14 protein-coding genes are annotated in these 20,730 nt (G+C 45.0%); 8 read left to right on the top strand and 6 right to left on the bottom strand.

Annotated features, from left to right (window positions below):
- Positions 1-38: 38 nt before the first annotated feature.
- From C400_RS0101660 to C400_RS0101670, 3 genes are all read left to right on the top strand, one after another.
- On the top strand, positions 39-1,808 hold the full coding sequence (locus C400_RS0101660) for a methyl-accepting chemotaxis protein (protein WP_016819213.1): 1,770 nt from the start codon (positions 39-41) through the stop codon (positions 1,806-1,808).
- A gap of 144 nt (positions 1,809-1,952) precedes the next feature.
- A complete protein-coding gene (locus C400_RS0101665; RefSeq protein WP_017425776.1) occupies positions 1,953-5,648 on the top strand; it encodes a non-ribosomal peptide synthetase family protein in 3,696 nt (1,231 codons plus the stop codon).
- Positions 5,649-5,766: 118 nt separating this feature from the next.
- A complete protein-coding gene (locus tag C400_RS0101670; RefSeq protein ID WP_017425777.1) occupies positions 5,767-6,765 on the top strand; it encodes a polysaccharide deacetylase family protein in 999 nt (332 codons plus the stop codon).
- An 87-nt stretch (positions 6,766-6,852) separates the two neighbouring features.
- Here C400_RS0101670 and C400_RS0101675 read toward each other — a convergent pair whose 3' ends face one another.
- Both C400_RS0101675 and C400_RS0101680 read right to left on the bottom strand, forming a co-directional pair.
- Positions 6,853-7,473, bottom strand: a complete 621-nt coding sequence (locus tag C400_RS0101675; protein ID WP_017425778.1) for a TraX family protein — start codon at positions 7,471-7,473, stop codon at positions 6,853-6,855.
- A 22-nt stretch (positions 7,474-7,495) separates the two neighbouring features.
- The gene (locus C400_RS0101680; protein ID WP_017425779.1) at positions 7,496-8,206 is read right to left on the bottom strand and encodes a CBS domain-containing protein; all 711 of its coding nucleotides are present in this window, start codon (positions 8,204-8,206) and stop codon (positions 7,496-7,498) included.
- Positions 8,207-8,390: 184 nt separating this feature from the next.
- Here C400_RS0101680 and fsa point away from each other — a divergent pair, with 184 nt between their 5' ends.
- The 3 genes from fsa to C400_RS0101695 all read left to right on the top strand — a co-directional run bounded on the left by fsa (position 8,391) and on the right by C400_RS0101695 (position 10,928).
- The gene (fsa, locus tag C400_RS0101685) at positions 8,391-9,038 is read left to right on the top strand and encodes a fructose-6-phosphate aldolase (protein ID WP_013370592.1); all 648 of its coding nucleotides are present in this window, start codon (positions 8,391-8,393) and stop codon (positions 9,036-9,038) included.
- Between the two features lie 233 nt (positions 9,039-9,271).
- Positions 9,272-9,727, top strand: coding sequence for a MarR family winged helix-turn-helix transcriptional regulator (locus tag C400_RS0101690; RefSeq protein WP_016819208.1), 456 nt, complete (start codon positions 9,272-9,274; stop codon positions 9,725-9,727).
- Position 9,728: 1 nt separating this feature from the next.
- Positions 9,729-10,928, top strand: coding sequence for an MFS transporter (locus C400_RS0101695; RefSeq protein WP_016819207.1), 1,200 nt, complete (start codon positions 9,729-9,731; stop codon positions 10,926-10,928).
- Positions 10,929-11,047: 119 nt separating this feature from the next.
- Here the strand turns inward: C400_RS0101695 and C400_RS0101700 are convergent, their stop codons facing one another.
- Positions 11,048-12,364, bottom strand: a complete 1,317-nt coding sequence (locus C400_RS0101700) for an MFS transporter (protein ID WP_016819206.1) — start codon at positions 12,362-12,364, stop codon at positions 11,048-11,050.
- Positions 12,365-12,454: 90 nt separating this feature from the next.
- Positions 12,455-14,173: a methyl-accepting chemotaxis protein gene (locus tag C400_RS0101705; RefSeq protein ID WP_017425780.1), complete on the bottom strand. Its 1,719-nt coding sequence runs from the start codon at positions 14,171-14,173 to the stop codon at positions 12,455-12,457.
- 277 nt (positions 14,174-14,450) lie between these two features.
- Between C400_RS0101705 and C400_RS0101710 the strand changes: the two genes are divergently transcribed.
- On the top strand, positions 14,451-15,401 hold the full coding sequence (locus tag C400_RS0101710) for a serine hydrolase domain-containing protein (protein WP_017425781.1): 951 nt from the start codon (positions 14,451-14,453) through the stop codon (positions 15,399-15,401).
- Between the two features lie 142 nt (positions 15,402-15,543).
- On the opposite strand, the gene yicI is transcribed toward C400_RS0101710, so the two are convergent.
- Entirely contained in the window at positions 15,544-17,868 is a 2,325-nt protein-coding gene (gene yicI, locus C400_RS0101715) for an alpha-xylosidase (RefSeq protein ID WP_017425782.1), read from the bottom strand.
- A 181-nt stretch (positions 17,869-18,049) separates the two neighbouring features.
- Here yicI and C400_RS0101720 point away from each other — a divergent pair, with 181 nt between their 5' ends.
- Positions 18,050-18,979, top strand: coding sequence for a helix-turn-helix transcriptional regulator (locus C400_RS0101720; RefSeq protein ID WP_017425783.1), 930 nt, complete (start codon positions 18,050-18,052; stop codon positions 18,977-18,979).
- 118 nt (positions 18,980-19,097) lie between these two features.
- On the opposite strand, the gene brnQ is transcribed toward C400_RS0101720, so the two are convergent.
- Entirely contained in the window at positions 19,098-20,450 is a 1,353-nt protein-coding gene (gene brnQ / locus C400_RS0101725) for a branched-chain amino acid transport system II carrier protein (RefSeq protein WP_016819201.1), read from the bottom strand.
- Positions 20,451-20,730: the final 280 nt, after the last annotated feature.

Raw genomic sequence — 20,730 nt, forward strand, 5'->3', positions numbered from 1 at the left:
ACACCATATACAAAAATACTACCAGGGAGTGGAACATTTTGAAAAAGTGGAGTAGCTTATCATTCTTCACCAAAAACTTATTATTATCCTTCTTCAATATCGTATTGATCGGGCTAGTCCTTATTGTGTCTAGCTATTTGATCCAACGTACGATTTTGATTGACCAATTGCATGGGCAAGTGGAAAAAATCACATTGAAGTGGGCGCAGGGCATTAATTCCGATGAAGTATCCCAAGCGGTTCAAGAAAAAAATTATGATGGACCCATTCAAACTAAACTTCGTACCTATCTAGATAACATCATGGCAACGAACCCGAATATCTCTCACGCCTATATTTTCGGAACAGAGCTGGAAAATGGCAATCAGACATCCATTGTCGCCATGCCAACAGATCTGAGAGAATCATTTGAGAAAGATAAAATGGGTGTCGGCGCTATGTACGAGCAACCCAATGTCGTAGCTGTAGGCGTAACTAGCATGCTGGACTCCGGCAAACCTACATTCACCAGTTTTTACGATGACTCTTTTGGTACATGGACGACTTTGATGACGCCGATTAAAGATCCTAGTGGCAAAATCTTTGCCTATTTTGCTGTCGATGCTGATGCCGGTGCTGTACCTGCCGGATTGACCAAGCTGCTCATTAGCGGCGCCACCATTTTGGTGATATTCCTACTGATCTGCCTGGCGCTTCAATATTGGGTAGTAAAACGCACACTATCTCCGATTAAGCAACTGATGTACGGTATCAGTGAAGTAAGCAGAGGAAATCTGGATGTTCAAATTCATGCTGGCCAAGATGACTTGGGGCTCGTGAATCAGAACTTCAACGATATGGTAAGCCATATTAACAGCATTATGACCAAAGTGAAGCAGACTACTGATGAAGTCAATGAATCTGCGAAGGAATTACTCGCAATCTGTGAGCAAAACGGAATCAATTCCAACATCATCAACCAAAATATCAATGAAATTACGGATAATATCCGTTCACAGGAAAAAGCGACAGGCGATAGTGCACGAGCTATGGCTGAAATGGCATCAGTCATTCAAAATATTGCTACAAGTTCTTCCAATGTGGCGGAAGAAGCCAATTCGGTAGAGAAGCGTTCGAATGAAGGTAACGAGATTGTAGATAAGGTATCATCCCAAATGCATTTGATTACCGATTCAGTAACGAATACTTCCCGTATCATCAAGTTGCTGGACAGCCGTTCACAGGAAATTGGCAATATCATTAGCACCATTTCAGGAATTTCTAGCCAAACGAACCTGCTCGCCCTGAACGCTTCTATTGAAGCTGCGCGTGTCGGTGAAGAAGGTAAAGGCTTTGCCGTTGTGGCCAATGAAGTACGTAAGCTGGCAGAACAATCTGCGGAGGCAACTAAACAAATTACGTCTCTGATTGAAGAAATTCAAAGTGAAATCGGACAAGCTGTGAATTCGATGGAGCAAGGGAACGTTGAAGTTCAAAACGGTATCGTCGTTGCTGGACAAGCAGGCGAGTTGTTCAATGATATTCTTCAAGCAACTAAAAATCTAGCATGGCAAATCCAAGAAGTATCCAGTGCTACTGAGCAAATATCTGCGGGGACACAGGAAATGACCGCGACAGCAGACGATCTTTCCTCCACCGTAACCAAAACAGCCAATAACAGTGTTCACATTATGCAAACGGTAGAGGAACAAAAAGCCTCTTTGGATTCTATCATTGAGTCATCCCATAAGTTGACGTCCATGTCTGAAGAGCTTCAAGAAATTACATCTTATTTCAAAATTGCAGACACAAACCGTACCAAATCATAATATCCATTTATCGATTTCAATGCATATTTCATAAGTAAGTCGTTCGGTGATGCCTCCCTCCTGTTCATCCATTTGAAGGGATCGGAGGCATTTATTAGCTTCATCACTTATATTGAAACATCAAACATTCAGGAGGTTAGCGTAATGGCTTCATTACTACAAAACAGCACACAGACAGCTCCATCCCCATTCCTAGTTCCCTTGGATTTTGCACGTATACAGCGCAAGTATACATCCTCTACTTATCAAGTAGAGTTAGAAACATCCATCTCGGAACAACTGAATCAACAAAACACTGCGGAAGACAAACAAGCAGTGCTCTTATCAGCGTATACTGCATGGTTATATCGTCTATCCGCAGAGGAAGAAGTTTCTTTCTCTACTTTTGTGCCTCAATCCGGTCTGCTTACAGCATCGTTGACAGTTGAAAAGGAAACGACTTTTCATGAACTGGCAAGCTTATTTCAGGAGATGCTCCGTGAGCCTAATGCATTCCTGGCAGAACCGCAAGCTGATACTTCATTTTCAACAACACTTCCTACAGACAGCGGTGTAGAATCCCGTATTATGGACTGGGCTGTTCGTGATAACAATGGCACTTATCAATTACAGATTCGGTATGATCAATCACTCTTGCTGGAAACAACGGTGATTCGCTACGCAGAATACTTTGCAACCCTTCTGCGAGGCGCGCTCAACAACAGCCATGCACTTGTAAATTCCATTGACATATTATCGGACGCAGATCGAGCTGCTCACGAAGCTTTAAATGATACCGTCGTAAAATATCCTGAGCATCAGACGATTCACGGAATGTTTGAAGAAGCGGCTTCCCAGTACCCTGATCGTCCAGCTATTGCTTCCCATACTGGGGAGTATACGTACCGTGAATTGAACGAGCGTGCTAACCAAGTCGCACGTGTTTTGTTATCCAAAGGTCTCACCAAAGGTGAATTCGTGACCATCTTCATGGAACGAAGCTTGGAGACCGTTATTTCCCTGCTCGGCATCCTAAAAGCCGGAGGCGTGTACGTTCCTGTTGATCCCGCTCACCCTGCTGACCGGAGTAGCTACATTGTCGAGGACACGCGTTCTCCATTTGTCTTAACAACTTCCGCACTCACCCAACAAGCGGCTGAACTATGCGGGTCCATTGAAACCGTAAAAGAAATATTAGCTATTGACGGACCACTGGCAGGTTATGCAGCAAGCAATCCAAACATTGAAGTAAGTCCAGATGATCTAGCTTATGTCATCTACACCTCCGGTTCTACAGGCAAACCAAAAGGTGCCCTGATCGCTCACCGCGGTGTCGTTAACCTAGGAGCTGTCGTACAACGCGATTGTGACATTACGCCTCAGGATGTATTGACCCAATTCGCCACCTATAGCTTCGATGCTTCTGTATGGGATACGATTGGAGCCTTGTTTTACGGTGCAAAATTGTACTTGCTGTCTTCCGAAGAGCGCGTATCTGTGGAAGAATTCGCTGAAGCCATCGAACGTACGGGCACGACGATTATTACCATTTTGCCAACTGTATTCTTTAATCAGCTATCGACGTACTTGTCAGACGAAGGTTATCGCAAGCTCGCAAATGTTCGGATTGTTACCGTGGCAGGCGAAGCGCTGTATGGCTCACAAGTTCGGGCGTTCCAAAGCAAATTCGGTACAGACACAGACATCGTCAACGTATACGGACCAACCGAATGCACCGTAGCGACGACGACCCATCGGGTCCGCGGTGCCGTCCCTGAACATGTCGTTAATATCCCGATCGGCAAGCCGATTTACAATTACAAAGTGTACATCGTTAACGACGATAACAAGCTTTGCCCAGTCAATATTCCGGGTGAAGTATGTATTGCTACGCCTGCGTTGGCCCACGGCTATCTCCATCAGCCGGAGCGTACAGCCCAATCGTTCGTGGACAATCCTTTTGTCCCAGGTGAAAAAATGTACCGTTCAGGTGATATTGCCAAGCTGCTGCCAGACGGTACGATTGAATACGTAAGCCGGAAGGACTCGCAGCTCAAAATTCGGGGGAACCGGATTGAAATAGGAGAAATTGAAGACCATTTCTCCAAACATCCAGGTGTTCAGGACGTAGCTGTTGTCGCCGTCAAGGATCACACAGATCAGAACATGTTAGTGGGCTATTTCACCACTTCGGACGGACAGTCCATTCCACAGGACGTTATACAGTCTTATATTGGAGGCAAGCTGCCTTCCTATTTTGTACCAACCCATGTCATTCACCTGGAAGCTATGCCTATTTCACCAACTGGCAAGATCGATCGTAAAAAGTTGGCTCTGCGCCCACTTCCTGAAGTGTCTGATCTTACGTCCGGCGGAGAACCTCTCCGTGAAGGAACTGAAACACTCATTGCCGAAGCATGGACACAAGTGCTTGGTAAACATAACATTGGCGCGACTGATGATTTCTTCCTGATCGGAGGCGATTCGCTTCGTGTCATTCATGTGCTGGCTATTTTGAAGCCGCGTTATGGCGCGCTGCGTATTGGAGACTTCTTCCGCTACAAAACTGTTCGTGAGCTTGCTGAATACGTGGAGCAATTAGGTACAGAACAAGCGCCGCAGCGCAAGTCACTCGCGATTTCTCGGGAAAAAACAGATTTGAATGAACATCCTATTGAGTTGCCTGGCGCTTCAGATTTAGCTGAAATCCGCGACTTGCGCGTGATTTTGTTAACCGGAGCCACAGGATATCTGGGTTCACACATTCTGTATGACCTGCTCCACCAGACAGAAGCCAAAGTATACGCAATGGTACGCCCTTCTCAGGACGGTCCATCTGGCTTTGAGCGTATTCAATCCGTATTGACAGGATATTTTGGTCAAGATATCTCCAGCTTGATGGAAGGACGGGTCAAGGCTGTCTATGGCGATTTAGAGCAAGCGGATCTGGGTCTCTCTTCTGTCGATCGCCATATGCTAGAGCACCACATCGACGGTATCATTCACAGCGCCGCTGACGTTCGCCATTTTGGTGATTCGGCAACCTTCGATCGCACGAATGTGACCGGAACACTGGAACTGCTAAAAATCGCTCAAGCTAAGCCAGGAGTCTCCTTCCATCATGTTTCCACCATGGGAATACCTGAGGATCTTGCAAACGAAGGAAAATGGGAATCGACATTAGAGTTCTCTGCCTTCCCAGATGAACTGAACGTGGACAACCTGTACACGAACAGTAAACTTGCGGCAGAGAAGTTATTGTTCCAAGCAGCTCAAGCAGGTACACCTGTCTCGATCTACCGTGCGGGTAATTTGACAGCCCATTCGGCCAACGGACGCTTCCAACGTAATATCGATAGCAATGCTTATTATCGTATGATGAAGGCGATGCTGCTGCTGGGCAAAGCTCCACAAGCCGATTGGCATACAGACTTTACACCAATTGATTACGCCAGCCGTGCTATCGTAGAACTGTCCGTCAAACAAAAAAGTGCGAACCGCATTTTCCATATCTGTAATCCGAACCCACTGCCATATGATGAACTGATCGCTATGGTAAACCAGCTTGGTTACGCAGTAGAAACGCTGCCTTTTGACGATTACAGCGCTTGGCTGCTGAATCCGTCTTCTGGCATTCAGGAAGATGCACTTCACCTTGCTATGGGACAACTCGAAGGTGATGGTGCCAAGGATTCAGCTTACCGTTACGGCTGCTCTGTAACCACAGCTCTGCTGGAACAAGCTGGCGTACAGTGTCCGGTAACCAACCTGGAGTTTATTCGCAATATGATCCAGCATGCGGTCGAGATCGGTTACTTCCCGGCCTCATCTTCGGTATCTGTACAAGCAACACAGAGGTAACAAAGTTGTGATATTTCCCCCGCGTGTTTTCGGTATGATAGACTAGATTTTGCTAGTTTCATATTTAGTATAAACCTCTATACTTTCAGAATTTTTTGCATGCGGGGGATGTCATTCAATGAAACACACTTTTTTAAAAAGAACATTGCTCATCATAAGCTTGGTAGCTATTCTCGGGATTTTGGTGCATGAAGCACGTAACATTTATCACACACCTGTAGTCAAAGGAACTCATCGTACACGCACTGCTAATGCAGATCGACTGGTACGCCATTTATTTTCACTGACGCCTACGCCAGATAAGGTATATTACCAAAACAAAGTAATTGTCCTGATGTATCATGAAGTAACCAAGACTCCACCTGATCCCGGTGCTCTCAAGCTTAGTAATTTAACGAAACAATTGGACGAAATGAAAGCAAATGGCTTCCATTGGATCACCATGAAAGAGTATACGGATTTTATTTTACATAAAGGCAAGGTTCCCGCTAATGCGGTCCTTATGACATTTGACGACGGATATGAATCCTTTTATACGGATACTTTTCCCGTGTTGAAGAAGTATCATGTTCCGGCTACCAATTTTCTCATTACATCCACAATCAGCAATCCTAAACATATTGGTATACCAAAGCTGACATGGGATCAAATTCATCAGATGCATGCAGAGGGCATTGATTTTTACAATCATACCAATGACCAGCATGCTTACGGATACTCCAACACAAAGCGCACCAAACAAAAACCACTTCTGATGGGTCCGGTGTATTCGAAAAAGCTGGGGCGAATGGAAACCGAGGACGAGTTCAAACAGCGGGTTTATACCGATTTGGACATGGCTGACAAGAAGCTGTTTAAACATCTACACAATGATCAGAATGTGCTGGCCTTCCCTTATGGTGGGTATACCAAGGAGACGTTGGAAATTTGCCGCTCCTTGGGAATTGACGTTACGTTTACGGTGAAACGAGGAATTAACTCACCAGGGCAAACGAACGGCTATCGCGTCAATGCAGGAGGAATACACAATATTCCCGAAGTATTGGTGCAATATATGAAAGAAGGGGCTCCACTTCGCCCACTTCCTTTTGCCCAAGGTCCCAACAAAGTATCCTGAACAGCATAGTATATTTAGGATAAAAAGAACCTTTACAACCACTATAAGTCGTGGTTGTAAAGGTTCTTTTGTTGTATGGATTCGAGTTCAGGGCCAGATACGAATTAGCGCAATAACAGCCAGATGTACGGGATAAAAGCTGCACCACAACCAACGCGGTACCCGACGATAAAATCCGCTCTCCCCTGTGGCAAAACATACAATCAGAATACTGGACAGCAGACTAAAGTGCTGAATATTCGCATGGTGTACCATATCATACACAACATTCAAAACAAAATGGGCAGCAATCATCAGATATGAACGGGTGTATCGATAGATGAGAACAAGCAGCAGACCATAGGCTCCGTAATCCATCTGGCTGAGCTCCATGAACAGGGCTGTGAGGACGTACAGACCCGATACAGCCACCCAATGCTTCATGCGAGATGCAGCAGCCAGCGCGAGTAACGACGCCAGTAGCGTCCAGATCACATTGGGTCTATACACATCAAACGCCAGCATATAGGGCACCTGGGAGATCAAGGCCAGCCCTAGCAGGCGAAGCATGTAACTCCGCATATTTCGGGTACGGGTATAGCCCATATAGAGGGCGTACGCGTAGATTGGAAAAGCAAGCCTGCCGGCAATTCTCCAAGCCGGATCTGTCGGAAAAAACACAAGTCCGACATGGTCAATCAGCATCGTCAGCATGGCCAACCAGTACATATAAGGCCCCCTTATTCATGTTTTAGGTCTTTTCTTCCGTCAAATTCAGAATGGCGTTCATAATATCCGTTTTCGTAACCCGCCCTACTAGCCCCTGAATTGGAGCCGAGGAGGTACATGGCTCGTCCAAAACAGGAAGACAATTAATCTGATGCCGGATCAGTCTCGATATTGCTTCCAGTAAAGAATCTCCTGGAGCAAGCGTCGTCATTTGGGCCCGGCGAGTCATAGCCATGGTCACCGGGACAGTGTGAAGATCAGTATGTCCCAGCATGACCTTCAGCAAATCCTTGCGGGTAACAATACCAATGAGCTCCTGCTCCTCCCCCGTGACCATCAGCGTGCCTGTATTTTGCTGAAATAGCATTAACACCGCATCATAGGCGGTAGCATCACCTGATATCAAAATCGGGTCACTCAGTATATCTGCCACAGTCAGCTTTTTGAGCATACTGCCAATATGGCTATCATAGTTTGGATAACGCCCTGGCAAGTAACCCACCTTTGGTTTGGCATCTACAAGCCCGAGCATAACGAGCAAAGCAAGGTCAGAACGCAAAGTCGGCCGCGATAGTCCCAGCTCTTCAGCAATTTTATCCCCTGTAACAGGCGCCAGACGCTGGACAATATCTACAATTTCCCGCTGTCTTTCTGACAGTTGAATAATGATTACCTCCTTATGGAATGGGGTAGTATACATTATTAATGAGCTTAGGTCGGTCAATTTCAGCATGTTTCGACAATTCATCAAATTTTAATCAAAGACCGCTTGTTTTCAAATTTAAAATGTGTCACAATTAAAAATGTAATACATACTAATTATAAGTTTAACGTGTGCAATATGCTACATTTAAATGAGCTAATGTACGCCATATGATATGTATTATGTACTATATAACCCTGAGGAGGAAAATCAAATGAAATTTTTCTTGGATACTGGTAACATTGAAGAAATCAAACGTATTGAACGTTTGGGTCTGGTTGATGGTGTAACAACGAACCCTTCCCTGATCGCTAAGGAAGGTCGAGTGTTCAAGGAAGTCATTCAGGAGATTTGCAGTATCGTTGAGGGTCCCGTAAGTGCTGAGGTAATTGGCCTGAAAGCTGAAGATATGCTCGCAGAAGCTTATGACATCGCAAAGTGGGCACCTAACGTGGTGATCAAGCTTCCTATGACCGAAGACGGTTTGTACGCTTGTAACGAGCTGACCAAGAACGGAATCAAAACGAATGTAACATTGATTTTCTCCGCAGCTCAAGGTTTGATGGCAGCCAAAGCTGGTGCTACTTTTATCAGCCCGTTTGTGGGACGTCTGGATGATATCGCCGTTGACGGCATGAAGCTGATCCGTGATCTGAGACAAATTTTGGACATTCATGGTTTGAAATCCGAAATCATCGCTGCTTCCATCCGCAACATTAAGCATGTAGAAGATGCTGCTCTGTCTGGTGCACATATCGCCACCATTCCGGGTTCCCTGCTTCCTTCCCTGTGGAAACACCCACTGACAGACAGCGGTATCGAACGTTTCCTTAAGGATTGGGAAACCGTACCTAAAGCTTAATTCGCCAGTCATGGCAAACTATATTGTACTAAAACCCGAACAGCCCGTTTTTTACGGGCTGTTTTTTTGCTCTTTTTCCCGCATAGACAAGTAAAAGTAAAGTGGAAAAGGAATGTATGTTTACAAAACGCTGCACAACTTCTTTTGACAAAACAACTTGTTGTCCATATAATTGTTATAACAACTAATTAATTTCAAAGTATCCTGTGCGGAAAATTAGAAAGGAGTGTCATATGAATAATTTGCCTCCCGATTGCTCTATTGGGATGTTGCTTGGAATCACCCATCGCAAAATGAGTCAACAGCTCTCGCATCGGCTTAAACCTTATGATATTTCCCCAGAGCAATGGTCGGTTCTGTACCAAATCTATCAGGCCGAGGGTTTAAATCAGAAAGAAATTGCAGCTAAGGCTGTAAAGGACCAGCCCACCACGACTCGTATTATTGATTTGTTGGACAAGAAGGGCTGGGTACAGCGTGTGAACAGCCCACAGGATCGCCGGGCTTATTTGCTTCATTTGACTGAAGCAGGCCGACAGCTTGTGAAGGAGACTCTCCCCGTCGAACGAGATGCCAACCACGATTTTGTAAAAGGTATTTCCTCTGCAGATCTGAAGCAATTCCGCCAAACGCTTTTACAAATTCATACCAACATGACTGAATCAGAAAAACAAGGAGAGAACGATTAATATGCAACAAGGCAAGCAACCTCTTTGGACCAAGGAATTTATCGTTCTTACGGTTTCCAATTTATTTTTGTTTCTGGAACTACAGATGATTGTATCTTCCATTCCTTCCTATGTGAAAAATGCATTCCATGCTACCTCCGTGCAGGTCAGTCTTGTTACGACTTTGTTCGCATTAAGTGCAATTGTCGCAAGACTTTTTTCTGCCCGTATGCTGGAAAAAGGACATCGCAGCGCCCTGATCTTCGTTGGACTGCTGTTTGCATTAGCAGGAACGCTGGGATACAGTGTTTCACCGACAATTGCGGTACTCCTGCTCATGCGTATGCTGTTTGGGATTGGCTTTGGTATGAGCAGCACTGCCTTTCCAACAATGGTCACTGACGTCATCCCTCCCAAACGTCTCGGTGAAGGAATGGGATTTTTTAGTCTGTCCACTAGTTTAGCCATGTCTATTGGGCCAACCATCGGTATTTCGATGCTGCAATACGGCAGTTTTAACCTGCTTGCCTATTCGACATCTGCTGTCATTGTTGTCATTTTCCCTCTAGCCTACTGGCTCATTCGCACACTGCCTAAGGGGCATGTCGAACCACCTATGGTCCCTTTGGAGGAAGGGCGCAAACCGGCATTCAACCGTAAATTGTGGATTCCCGCCTTGTTGAACATGTTGATGTCTATCACATATGGCGGGTTGCTCGGTTTTATGGCGCTCTATGGAGATGAAGCTAATCTGGCGCACCCGGCTTACTTTTTCCTGTTTAATGCGGTATCTGTACTGATCGTGCGCCCCTTCTCGGGCCGTATTTATGACAAAAAAGGGGCAAAGGCACTGCTCATCCCTGGTTCCCTGTTTCTCATTGGTGGTCTGATTCTGCTTTCTTACGCACACAGTGACGCCTTTATGTATCTGTCTGCTCTTTGCTACGGTATCGGGTTTGGTGTTATGCAGCCAACCTTGCAAACCTGGATGATTCAGGTCGTGTCACCTAAACAGAGGGGCATGGCAAACGGTATGTTTCTCAATTCCCTCGATTTTGGAGTCGCAGCCGGAGCACTTATACTTGGCGTTATCGCCAAAGCCAGTGATTATGCATGGATGTATCGTCTTTCGTCGCTGTTTGTTGTGCTGTTCTTGCTGATTTACGTCATTCAGATTATCGCAAGCCGCAAGCCTAAAACAAATGTCCCTCTGGAGGGGTAAGACTATTCTTTAAAATGAGTATCCATCTATATTTGCTCAAATATCAAAAGCACCCGTTACCATGGCTTTACATGGAAAACGGGTGCTTTTTTTTATTTCAAAGCTTTTTCAATTGCAATTTATTTATATTTCGCAGGAGTTTTGTGTCTTAGCTTAGAAGAAAGAGGCTTTTCTCGAGACACGTATGTCATTCCCTCAGTCTTATGGCTACGATCACTGGATTTGCCCCCTGCGGGTTCATCCTGCTCTGGCTTGACCGCAAATAGCATAAGCAGAGCCGCAATCCCCCCCACTGCGGCCATGACGCCAAAAAGCAGACCATGCCCACTGCTGCCGATCAGCAAGGATACAACCGGAGGGCCTAAAGATACTCCGACAAAGCGCATACTGCTGTACAAGGAAGTGATGGTTCCGCGCTCTTCTTTTTCAATTCCCTTAGTAATCAGTGCATCCAAACAAGGGAGTGCGAGCCCAATACCACCGCCCCCTAGCGTAAACAGGCCAATCACAGCATAAATATGTTGAAAAAATCCGAGAATAGCAAAGCTGATCGTCAATATGGCCAAACCACCGAAACCGATCCATTTCATACGCTTTTTGTGCTTGCCAATAACCTTGCCACCTAAATAAGAGCACAGACAGAGGGAAATAAGCGGTATGGCTAGCACAAAGCCCTTCCAGACGCCATGGAGGTTGTAACGACTTTCCAGTATGTCGGATAAGTAGAACAAGACGCCAAAAATGACGAACATACAAATACCGCCCATAGCAAAAATAGCATAGAGCCAGCGTCCCTTTTCGGCAAGCACCTGCTTCACATTCCCCACAAATTCTCGAAACCTAATCGGTTGGTTTTTACGCTTGGGTACATGGATCAGCCAAATGACCAAAATAAGCGAAATCAGACAGAGGCCCGGAATCACTGCCAATGGCAAAAACCATAGTACAGCTCCCAGCGCAGCACCAAGAATCGGACTTAATACTTTACCGAATGTGTTGTAGGTCTCGACTACCCCCAGGTTCTTGCTGGCTTCATCCTCGTTCTCATACAGATCGCCCACAAGTGGAATGACTATAGGAAAAGCCCCCGCCGCTCCCGCGCCCTGAAGTAGACGACCTGCAATAATGGTCCAGTAAGCTGCCAGGTCATGTAGCAGCCATGCTCCAACCGCAGAAATGCCCCCTCCAATCACAGTCAGAATCAGACAGGGAACAATCACCGCTTTACGGCCAAAACGGTCGGATAGATAGCCAGCAATCGGTATCAGTAAAATGGCCACCACCGCATACACTGTAATCAACATGCTAATCCGAAAGGAGCTTACATGTAGCTTACGTCCGATTTCCGGTAAAACCGGAATCAGCATGGAATTACCCAGCGTCATCATCAGCGGGATGGAACCTAATGCAACCAGATTCCCTTTATTTTGTTGCATCCCGTTACCACCTTTGCAAAAGTAATAACACAGCTGTCCAGATTCGTTCAACAGATGTTATTGTGTTTACATTGGTGGGAATTTATACGACTATACTTTAAAACCACCGACCCTTGCGTTCAGCAATTGCGACATATCCGCCAGAGTGTGAATGGACGATGCAATTTCCTCCATAGAAGCCAGTTGCTCTTCAGCCGCCGCACTGACGCTTTGGGTTCCTCCTGCCGTCTGCTCCGCTACTTCACGTATGCGTTCCGCCGCCTTCACCATTCGCTCTGATCCATCGGACATTTGTTCTACAGACCGATTAACACTGTGAATCTGCTCGCTGACCTGTTGAATGGAACTTCCAATCTGGCGAAATGCAGTTTCAGCGGATTGCATGACCTTTACGCCAGATTGCACTTCAACTGTTCCAGACTGCATGGTGGAAGCGACATGCCCAACATGCTCCTGAATGTTTTGCACAAACTGTGTGATTTCTGCTGCTGAAACCGATACCTGCTCGGACAATCTTTTTACCTCAGAGGCCACAACAGCAAATCCTTTGCCCTGTTCTCCCGCTCTTGCCGCTTCAATGGATGCGTTAAGCGCCAGCATTCCAGTCTGTTTGGCAAATCCGGTAATAACAGATCCGATCATGCCAATCTGCTCCGCCTGTTCACTAAGTGAACGTACAGCACGTGCAGAGCTGTCTACACTTTCGCTTACCTTCTCCATCTGACGCATAGCCTGACCTATCGATTGTTCCCCTGCTTCTGCATCTTTAGCGGCGGTATCAGACAATTCATATACCTGCTCGCTTGTGGCAGCAATCTGTTCCAGCTCGTAGGCAAGTTCTTTCATGGTATCTGTAGTTTGTGTAATATCATCGACCTGATGCTCCATGCCCGTCGCAAGCTCTTCCATTACACCGGAGGTATGACGATTGGCCTGATTCATTTCCTCAGTACTGACGTTAACACGCTCTGCGGTTACCGTTAATGTACGAGCCGTATCCTGAGCATCCACAATGATACTGCGGAACCCTTCAATAAGCTTGTTGTAGGAGCTCGCAATCATACCGATTTCGTCTTTGGACGTAATATCCAGTCGACTTCGCAAATCTCCTCCACCTTGAGACATTTGCAACAACTGCTCATTCATATGGTGTAATGGACGAATCGAACGAATCAAAACGATAGATTGAGCAATGCTGTAAATAATAACCAAAAGCCCTACAATGCTCGTAATCAAAGTTGTATTCGTCATCGTTTGGTGCGCCTGCTGTATTTTCACCGTTACCATATCTTCCTGCGCCTTGACAAATGCTACCACCTTGGTATCCAGTTGCTTACGCAAAACCCGTTCGTTTTCAAAATCATCGAGCAATTCAGAAAATGGAGGGAAAGCATCATCTCTTGTACTCTTATACCCCGCTGTAGTCAGTAGACTATGAACCTGATTCATATAGGTATTAATCCCTGTTTTGAGATCAGTCATCTTCTTCTTTGTATCCTCATTACCTGTATTGAGTAGAGCTTCTGTCTCCTGTAGCAACTTTGCAACTTCACTCTGCTTGTTTCCGATCTCGTTCCCATACTGTTCGTCACGAGTCAGCAAATATGCCCGCTCATCATTGGATATCCCGTTTAATAAAAATTGAAGAGACTTGGAGTTATACGCAATCGTCTCTTCACGATTCATAATATCTTTGTACTCGTTCTCACTATGTATACTTAAAATGTAATTGGTCAGCAGCATGGCAGCAATCACACTTGGGATCAGTATCGCGCTGAGAATCATTTTGGCCTTAATTGTTAAGTTCATGAATTGGTCCCCCAGTTGTTTCAAAATAAAATGTTCAACTTACTATATATCGTTTTATTGGTCTGTTTTTTTAAATGAAAGCGGAAAAGTGTATAGATTTTTAAATGTATTTGTGTCTATTAAGTGAACATATATATGTTTTTTAATATCAAAAAACAAAAAAAATTAAAAATTAGGTAAAAGATAAGAACTATTATCCGTTTGTACTTGTCGGATTCGGAAGATTAAAAATGATATACTATGTAATGGTATGCTAAAAGCCTCAAGGAGGAACTGCATGAAAAGTCTGGAGCTCAAACCGCTTATTCACGTACTTAACGAGTTGGAAACCCGCAGCTGTCTTATTGAGCAGCAGGGAAACATGATCATGGATTACTACCGTGAACCTCAAATTGCCAACCAACTCTATAAAATAAATTCCTGTACCAAGAGTGTGATTTCCGCATTAGTTAGTATTGCTATGGATCAACGACTGGTACCCAAACCAGAGACACCGATCCTCGAATTTTTCCCCCGGCTGGCCAAAGATAGTGACCCTCGAAAGCGTGATATTACGATTGAACACCTGCTGACGATGTCTGCTGGCTTTAACTGGACGGAATTTGGGGGACAAAATTCTTTTCCTACCATGAGCAAAACGTCCGATTGGGTGCAATTTGTGCTTTCACAGCCATTATCGGATTTACCAGGTACGCGAATGGAGTACAGCTCTGGCTGTTCTCAACTTTTGGCCACCTTGCTGCGTTCTGCCTCTGGACAAGCCGTTGCTGAATTTGCCGAGGAGCAATTATTCCAGCCGCTCGGTATCGATAACTATCATTGGGAAACCGATCCGCAAGGCACTCACACCGGAGGCTTCGGGCTGCATCTCAGACCGCTGGACATGCTCAAATTCGGACGCCTTTATCTGAACGAAGGAAGCTGGGAAGGACGGCAGATCATCCAGACGGAGACCGTCCGATATTCGACTCGTCCATTTCTTCCAGCCTCCAAACCACAAAAAGCATATTATGGCTGTCACTGGTGGGCTTCTTCCTTTTCTGATGAAGAGACTGGAACGGAAATAGACTATTTTTACGCACTAGGCTTTGGTGGGCAATATATTATTGTCGTCCCGTCCTATGACTTGGTAGTTGTCCTCACGGCTGATACATTTAAAAAGAAGCGGACTCCTGTGGATATTTTCCGGCAGTACCTTATACCACTACTACTTCCGCAGAATGCATAGGGTTTGATATCAAAGCTAAAGTTGAAGATATTATCGGAATGACACATCAAAAAGGGCCTGCCTGGTTTGTATCAGGCAAGCCTTTTTTTTCGCAATATAATCGCTATATTATAATCTATCCATCTACAGATGGACTCCTGATCTAGCCCAAGTGAATAGTAAGCTCTTGTTGTCCGCTGGAGGCTGGTGTAATGATTACCCCCTGTTCTCCTGCCAGACTGCTGCCTTCCTCCACTTGAACATCCTTATGGATACCGCGCAGTACTAACGACCACGGTTTAACGGCACCTTCTGCCTTCACCGTAATGACAGAATCCTTACGGCTGGCAGTAACCGTGAGCTCTTCTTCGCCTGATGTATTCACGATAACCGAACGAGCCTGTTGCCCTTCGCCGAGCTCAAACAAATGAAGCGTCACTTGATCTGCATAATCATAATCCGGACGACGATCCTCATGACCGATGGCCAACAATGTGTTTGGCTTCACGAGCACAGGTAAGGTTGTAAAATCATGATGCTCGTTGACCCAACGACCACCAGACACGATTTCATTCGTTAACAAATTCGTCCATTGTCCCTCGGGTACATAATAGGTTACATTGCCTTCTTTATTAAAGATCGGGGCTACCAAAATGGAATCCCCCAGCATGTATTGTAAATCCAGCGTTGCACAGGTTGGGTCCTGCGGGAATTCCAATACCATAGCCCGCATCATCGGCAGTCCCCTCACCGAGGATTCCACAGCAGAAGCATACAGGTGTGGCATCAGTGAGCATTTGAGTTTGGTAAAGCTGCGCACCACGTCGACTGACTCTTCGTCAAACAGCCAAGGAACACGGTATGACACATTTCCGTGTAGACGGCTATGGGAGGATAACAATCCAAACTGTACCCACCGTTTGTATAAGTCCGGCGCAGCCGTTAGTTCAAAGCCGCTAATATCATGGCTCCAAAAGCCAAAGCCACTCAAACCAAGCGATAATCCGCCCCGCAAGGACTCTGCCATCGACTCATACGTGGACGAGCAGTCTCCGCCCCAGTGAACTGGGAACTGTTGTCCCCCGGCTGTGGCAGAACGTGCAAATAATGCGGCTTCATTTTTGCCCAGCTTTTCCTCCAGCACATCAAACACAGCTTTGTTGTACAAATGCGTATAGTAATTGTGCATTTTCATTGGATCAGAGCCATCATAATAAACTACATCTGTTGGAATACGCTCACCAAAGTCGGTTTTGAAGCAATCCACGCCTTGATCGATCAGCACCTTCAGCTTATCCTGATACCAGGCAACTGCAGCCGGGTTCGTGAAGTCAACCAGCCCCATCCCCGCCTGCCACATGTCCCATTGCCACACGCTGCCATCAGCTGTTTTGACCAAATAGCCATTCTCCATACCTTCATCGAACAAAATGGACTTTTCTGCAATATACGGATTGATCCATGCGCAAATTTTGAGTCCCTTAGCCTTCAATCTCTGCAACATACCTTCTGGGTCTGGGAACATATCTTGATCCCACTGGAAATCGCACCATTGGTATTCCTTCATCCAGAAGCAGTCAAAATGGAATACCGAGAGTGGCAGATCCCGTTCAGCCATCCCGTCGACAAAATGGTTTACTGTCGCTTCATCATAATCGGTCGTAAACGAAGTGGTCAGCCACAAACCAAAGGTCCAGGCCGGTGGCAATGCAGGTTTGCCTGTCAGCTTGGTATAATTGTCCAGTACCTCCTTAGGATTAGCTCCACCAATAATAAAATACTCTAACGATTCGCCAGCAACGCTAAACTGTACCTTCGAAACGTTTTCCGATGCAATCTCGTAAGATACCTTTTCCGGATGATTGACGAATACACCGTACCCTTTATTGGATAAATAAAATGGAATGTTTTTGTATGCTTGTTCACTGCTGGTCCCGCCATCTTCATTCCAAATATCAACGACCTGACCATTTTTCACAAATGGAGTGAAACGCTCTCCAAGGCCGTATACGTACTCCCCCATACCCAGCTCCAGCTGCTCCCGGAAAAATGGCTGGTCCTGCGGGTCTGTAATATAGCCGGGTCCCCGATGCCCACTGCCCGTGACTTTACGATCCTTGACATAGAAGCCTACGTCCCAGCTCTTTCCACGACCGACTCGCACACTCAGATCGCCGCTCTTCAGTACTGCTACGTCCTCACCCACCGTAATATCCACCTCTGTCGGCAAGGTGTGAATTTCAAAATCTGGTCCATGATGCACCCGTCCCTTATGGTGGTTCAGACGCACCCGAATAACATTCGGCATGGGAGAGCTGTAGGTCGCTTTCAGTAACGCTCCATTTAGCGTATCCCCTTTGTGCTCGATCCGGTGGGTTGCTGCATATACCGTCATGGAAGCATCGTCCGTCACGATATCACGGATGTCAGCAGGATTTTGTATTTCATAGCCCTTGCGAACCAACCAATAGCCATCAGTAAATTTCATCTGTCTCTTCCTCCATCTCGACTTTTATATTCCTTGTTCCCAAATCGCTGATTGGATTTTTTCGAAATCCTTACTATAATAATATTGATTTATGTAAGGGTTTACTTCTTTTATTTTGACGTTTAGTATCAATATTTTGATGTTTTCTATATAAATCAGTGTGCCGAAAGGAATCAGTGAAATGCAAAGGAAAATGTTAAGAGAAAACCGTATTCACGGCAATCCCATGTATCCAGTCAGCGTATATCCGAGCGTAGAGCAATTGAACGGAAATAGTATATTGGAGTCCCATTGGCATGAGGAAATGGAGTTTATCGTAGTAGAACAGGGGAGCGCTATATTTCAGACGGATATGGTCTATACGGAGGTTAGCGAAGGTGAAGCCCTTTTTGTACACAGTGGCGAGCTTCACGCTGGTTATTTACAAAAAAGTCCTCGCTGTGTATTTTCTGCGGTGGTGTTTCACCCGGATATGCTGCACAGCCGCACGCAAGATACAGTTCAGACGCAGTTTATTGAACCATTTATCAATAAAAAACTCGTCCCTCCCCCTCACATTCGCGGTGTGCAGCCTTGGGAGCAGGAGCTATTGACCGCGTTGAAACGTATTATCACTAGCCATGAACAGAATGCGCCTGCCCGTGAACTGGCGACCAAGGCGCAGCTCTATAGCATAATTGCCTGCCTGTTCCCGCACATGACTCCGGCTAGCGGAGAGGACGTGGTTATGGCGAGTCAACGCAACAAGGTCGAACGGATCAAAAAAGCACTGGCGTACATCAACAGCCATGCGCATGAGCCCATTCGTTTGCGAGAGATCTCAGATGAGGTTGGGATGAGTGAGGGACATTTCTGTCGTTTCTTCAAGCAGATGGTGCAGAAAAGTCCGGTTGAATATATCAACTATCAGCGGATTCAGAAGGCTTGCAGGTTGCTAGAGCAAAGTGACCGCAAAGTAGTTGATATTGCGCTGGATGTGGGATTTGAAAATCTAAGCTATTTTATTGCAACCTTTAAAAAATGGAACGGTCTGACTCCTTCGCTATACCGCAAGCAGCACGAAGCAGATCAGGCGCTTGCTGTCCTTTCTATAACAGACGGAAATTTATGATTTTGTTTTGAATAGCTGCGCGTAAAGTTACAAAAAGAAAGAACGAACAGAAGATCAAGTTCTCCGTTCGTTCTTTCTTTTGGTTATACATGTCCAATTCACCGAATAAGCAAATCATTTATTTTTTGGGCTTCATAAGTATAAGGACAATTTTTCTTCGTTTAATATAGTAGAATATATACCCCCCTACTCCTCCTAAAACAGAGGGAATTAACCAGCCTAATCCTACATCATATAACGGAAGAATTTGAGTAAAAAAGTCATTAATTACTTTAATTTTTATTCCAGCAGCATTCAAGCCGTCAAATAGACTAACAATGAAGGTTAATATTAAACTGCCTTGATATACTTCTGATTTTCCTTTAAACACGGAATGTAAAAATGTTAAAAATATTAGAGAAATCGCAATAGGATATATTGCAATTAACACTGGTGTTGAAACCTTAATGAGCTGTGTTAAACCTATATTGGCTACAATGGTACTAAATATGGATAACATGAGAGCAATTCTTTTATAAGAAACTTTCGGAAACAAGGTATGAAAAAAGGAAGAACAGGACGTAATAAGCCCTACGCTTGTCGTTAAACACGCTACTGTAATCATTAAGCCTAATAAAATGGAGCCGTAAGATCCAAAATAATAGGATGAAACCTTGGCTAACACCTCAGCACCATTTTCTAAAACACCCAGTTTTTCAACGCTAGAAGCTCCCATGTAGGCAAGAGACGTATAGATAAATGCTAAGAGGACAACCGCAATGGTTATCGATTTGGCACAAATAATCATCAGCTCTTTTTTGGCAGTAACTCCTCTTTCCTTAATTGCATTCACAATAATAATTCCAAAAATAAAGGCTACAAGAGCATCCAATGTTAAATAACCTTCTTGAAAGCCTTTGAAAAAGACGTGCGAAGTATAGCCTTCGGCAGGTGCTTGGAAGGCTCCTATGGGGTGAATAAGGGCTACGACCACCAGAATCCCAATGAATGTCAATTTAATGGGTGTTAAAAACTTTCCGATCACATCAATAATTTTTGTAGGGTTAAGTGATAACAAGCATGCAACCCCAAAAAAAAGAATGGTAAATACAAAAAGTGCGACAGGATGATCTGTATGGTTTGAAAAAAAAGGCTTGACTCCAATTTCAAACGACACACTACCGGTTCTTGGAATTGCATATAACGGGCCAATGGCTAGATAAAGAATCGTTGTAAAGACAATCCCGAATACAGGATGTACACGACTCGCTAAAGTTTGTAAATTGCTTTTGCCTGAAAAAACAAAGGCAGTGATGGCTAGTAACGGTAAGCCAACTCCGGTAACCAAGAAACCCGCATTGGCTATCCACACATTCTTTCCAGCCATTTGACCAAGCATAGGTGGGAAGATTAGATTCCCTGCACCAAAAAATAAGGCAAATAGCATCGATCCTATAATAATAATAAAGGACGAAGAAACACTTTTTGACATAATAAATCCTCCAACCATGAAATCACAACAGTTTGTTATCATTCATTTTCTTTTTATTTTGTGTAGTACATGCTCATAGGGTTATAGCAGCACCAAGTAGGGATAGCCATCCGCTAACCCTTCGCGATCGGTGTGAAACGTTATTCAAGATGTGGGGTTCGATAACTCATCATTACACAATACTCTATATACGTTCACGGTATCAAGTAACTTTGTACTTGCGAAAGAACCACTTCATCCCCTTGCTTTAGCAATTTATTGTGCTATCAGTATGACCATG

Source organism: Paenibacillus sp. ICGEB2008 (genome assembly GCF_000307675.1).
GTDB classification, from domain to species: domain Bacteria; phylum Bacillota; class Bacilli; order Paenibacillales; family Paenibacillaceae; genus Paenibacillus; species Paenibacillus polymyxa.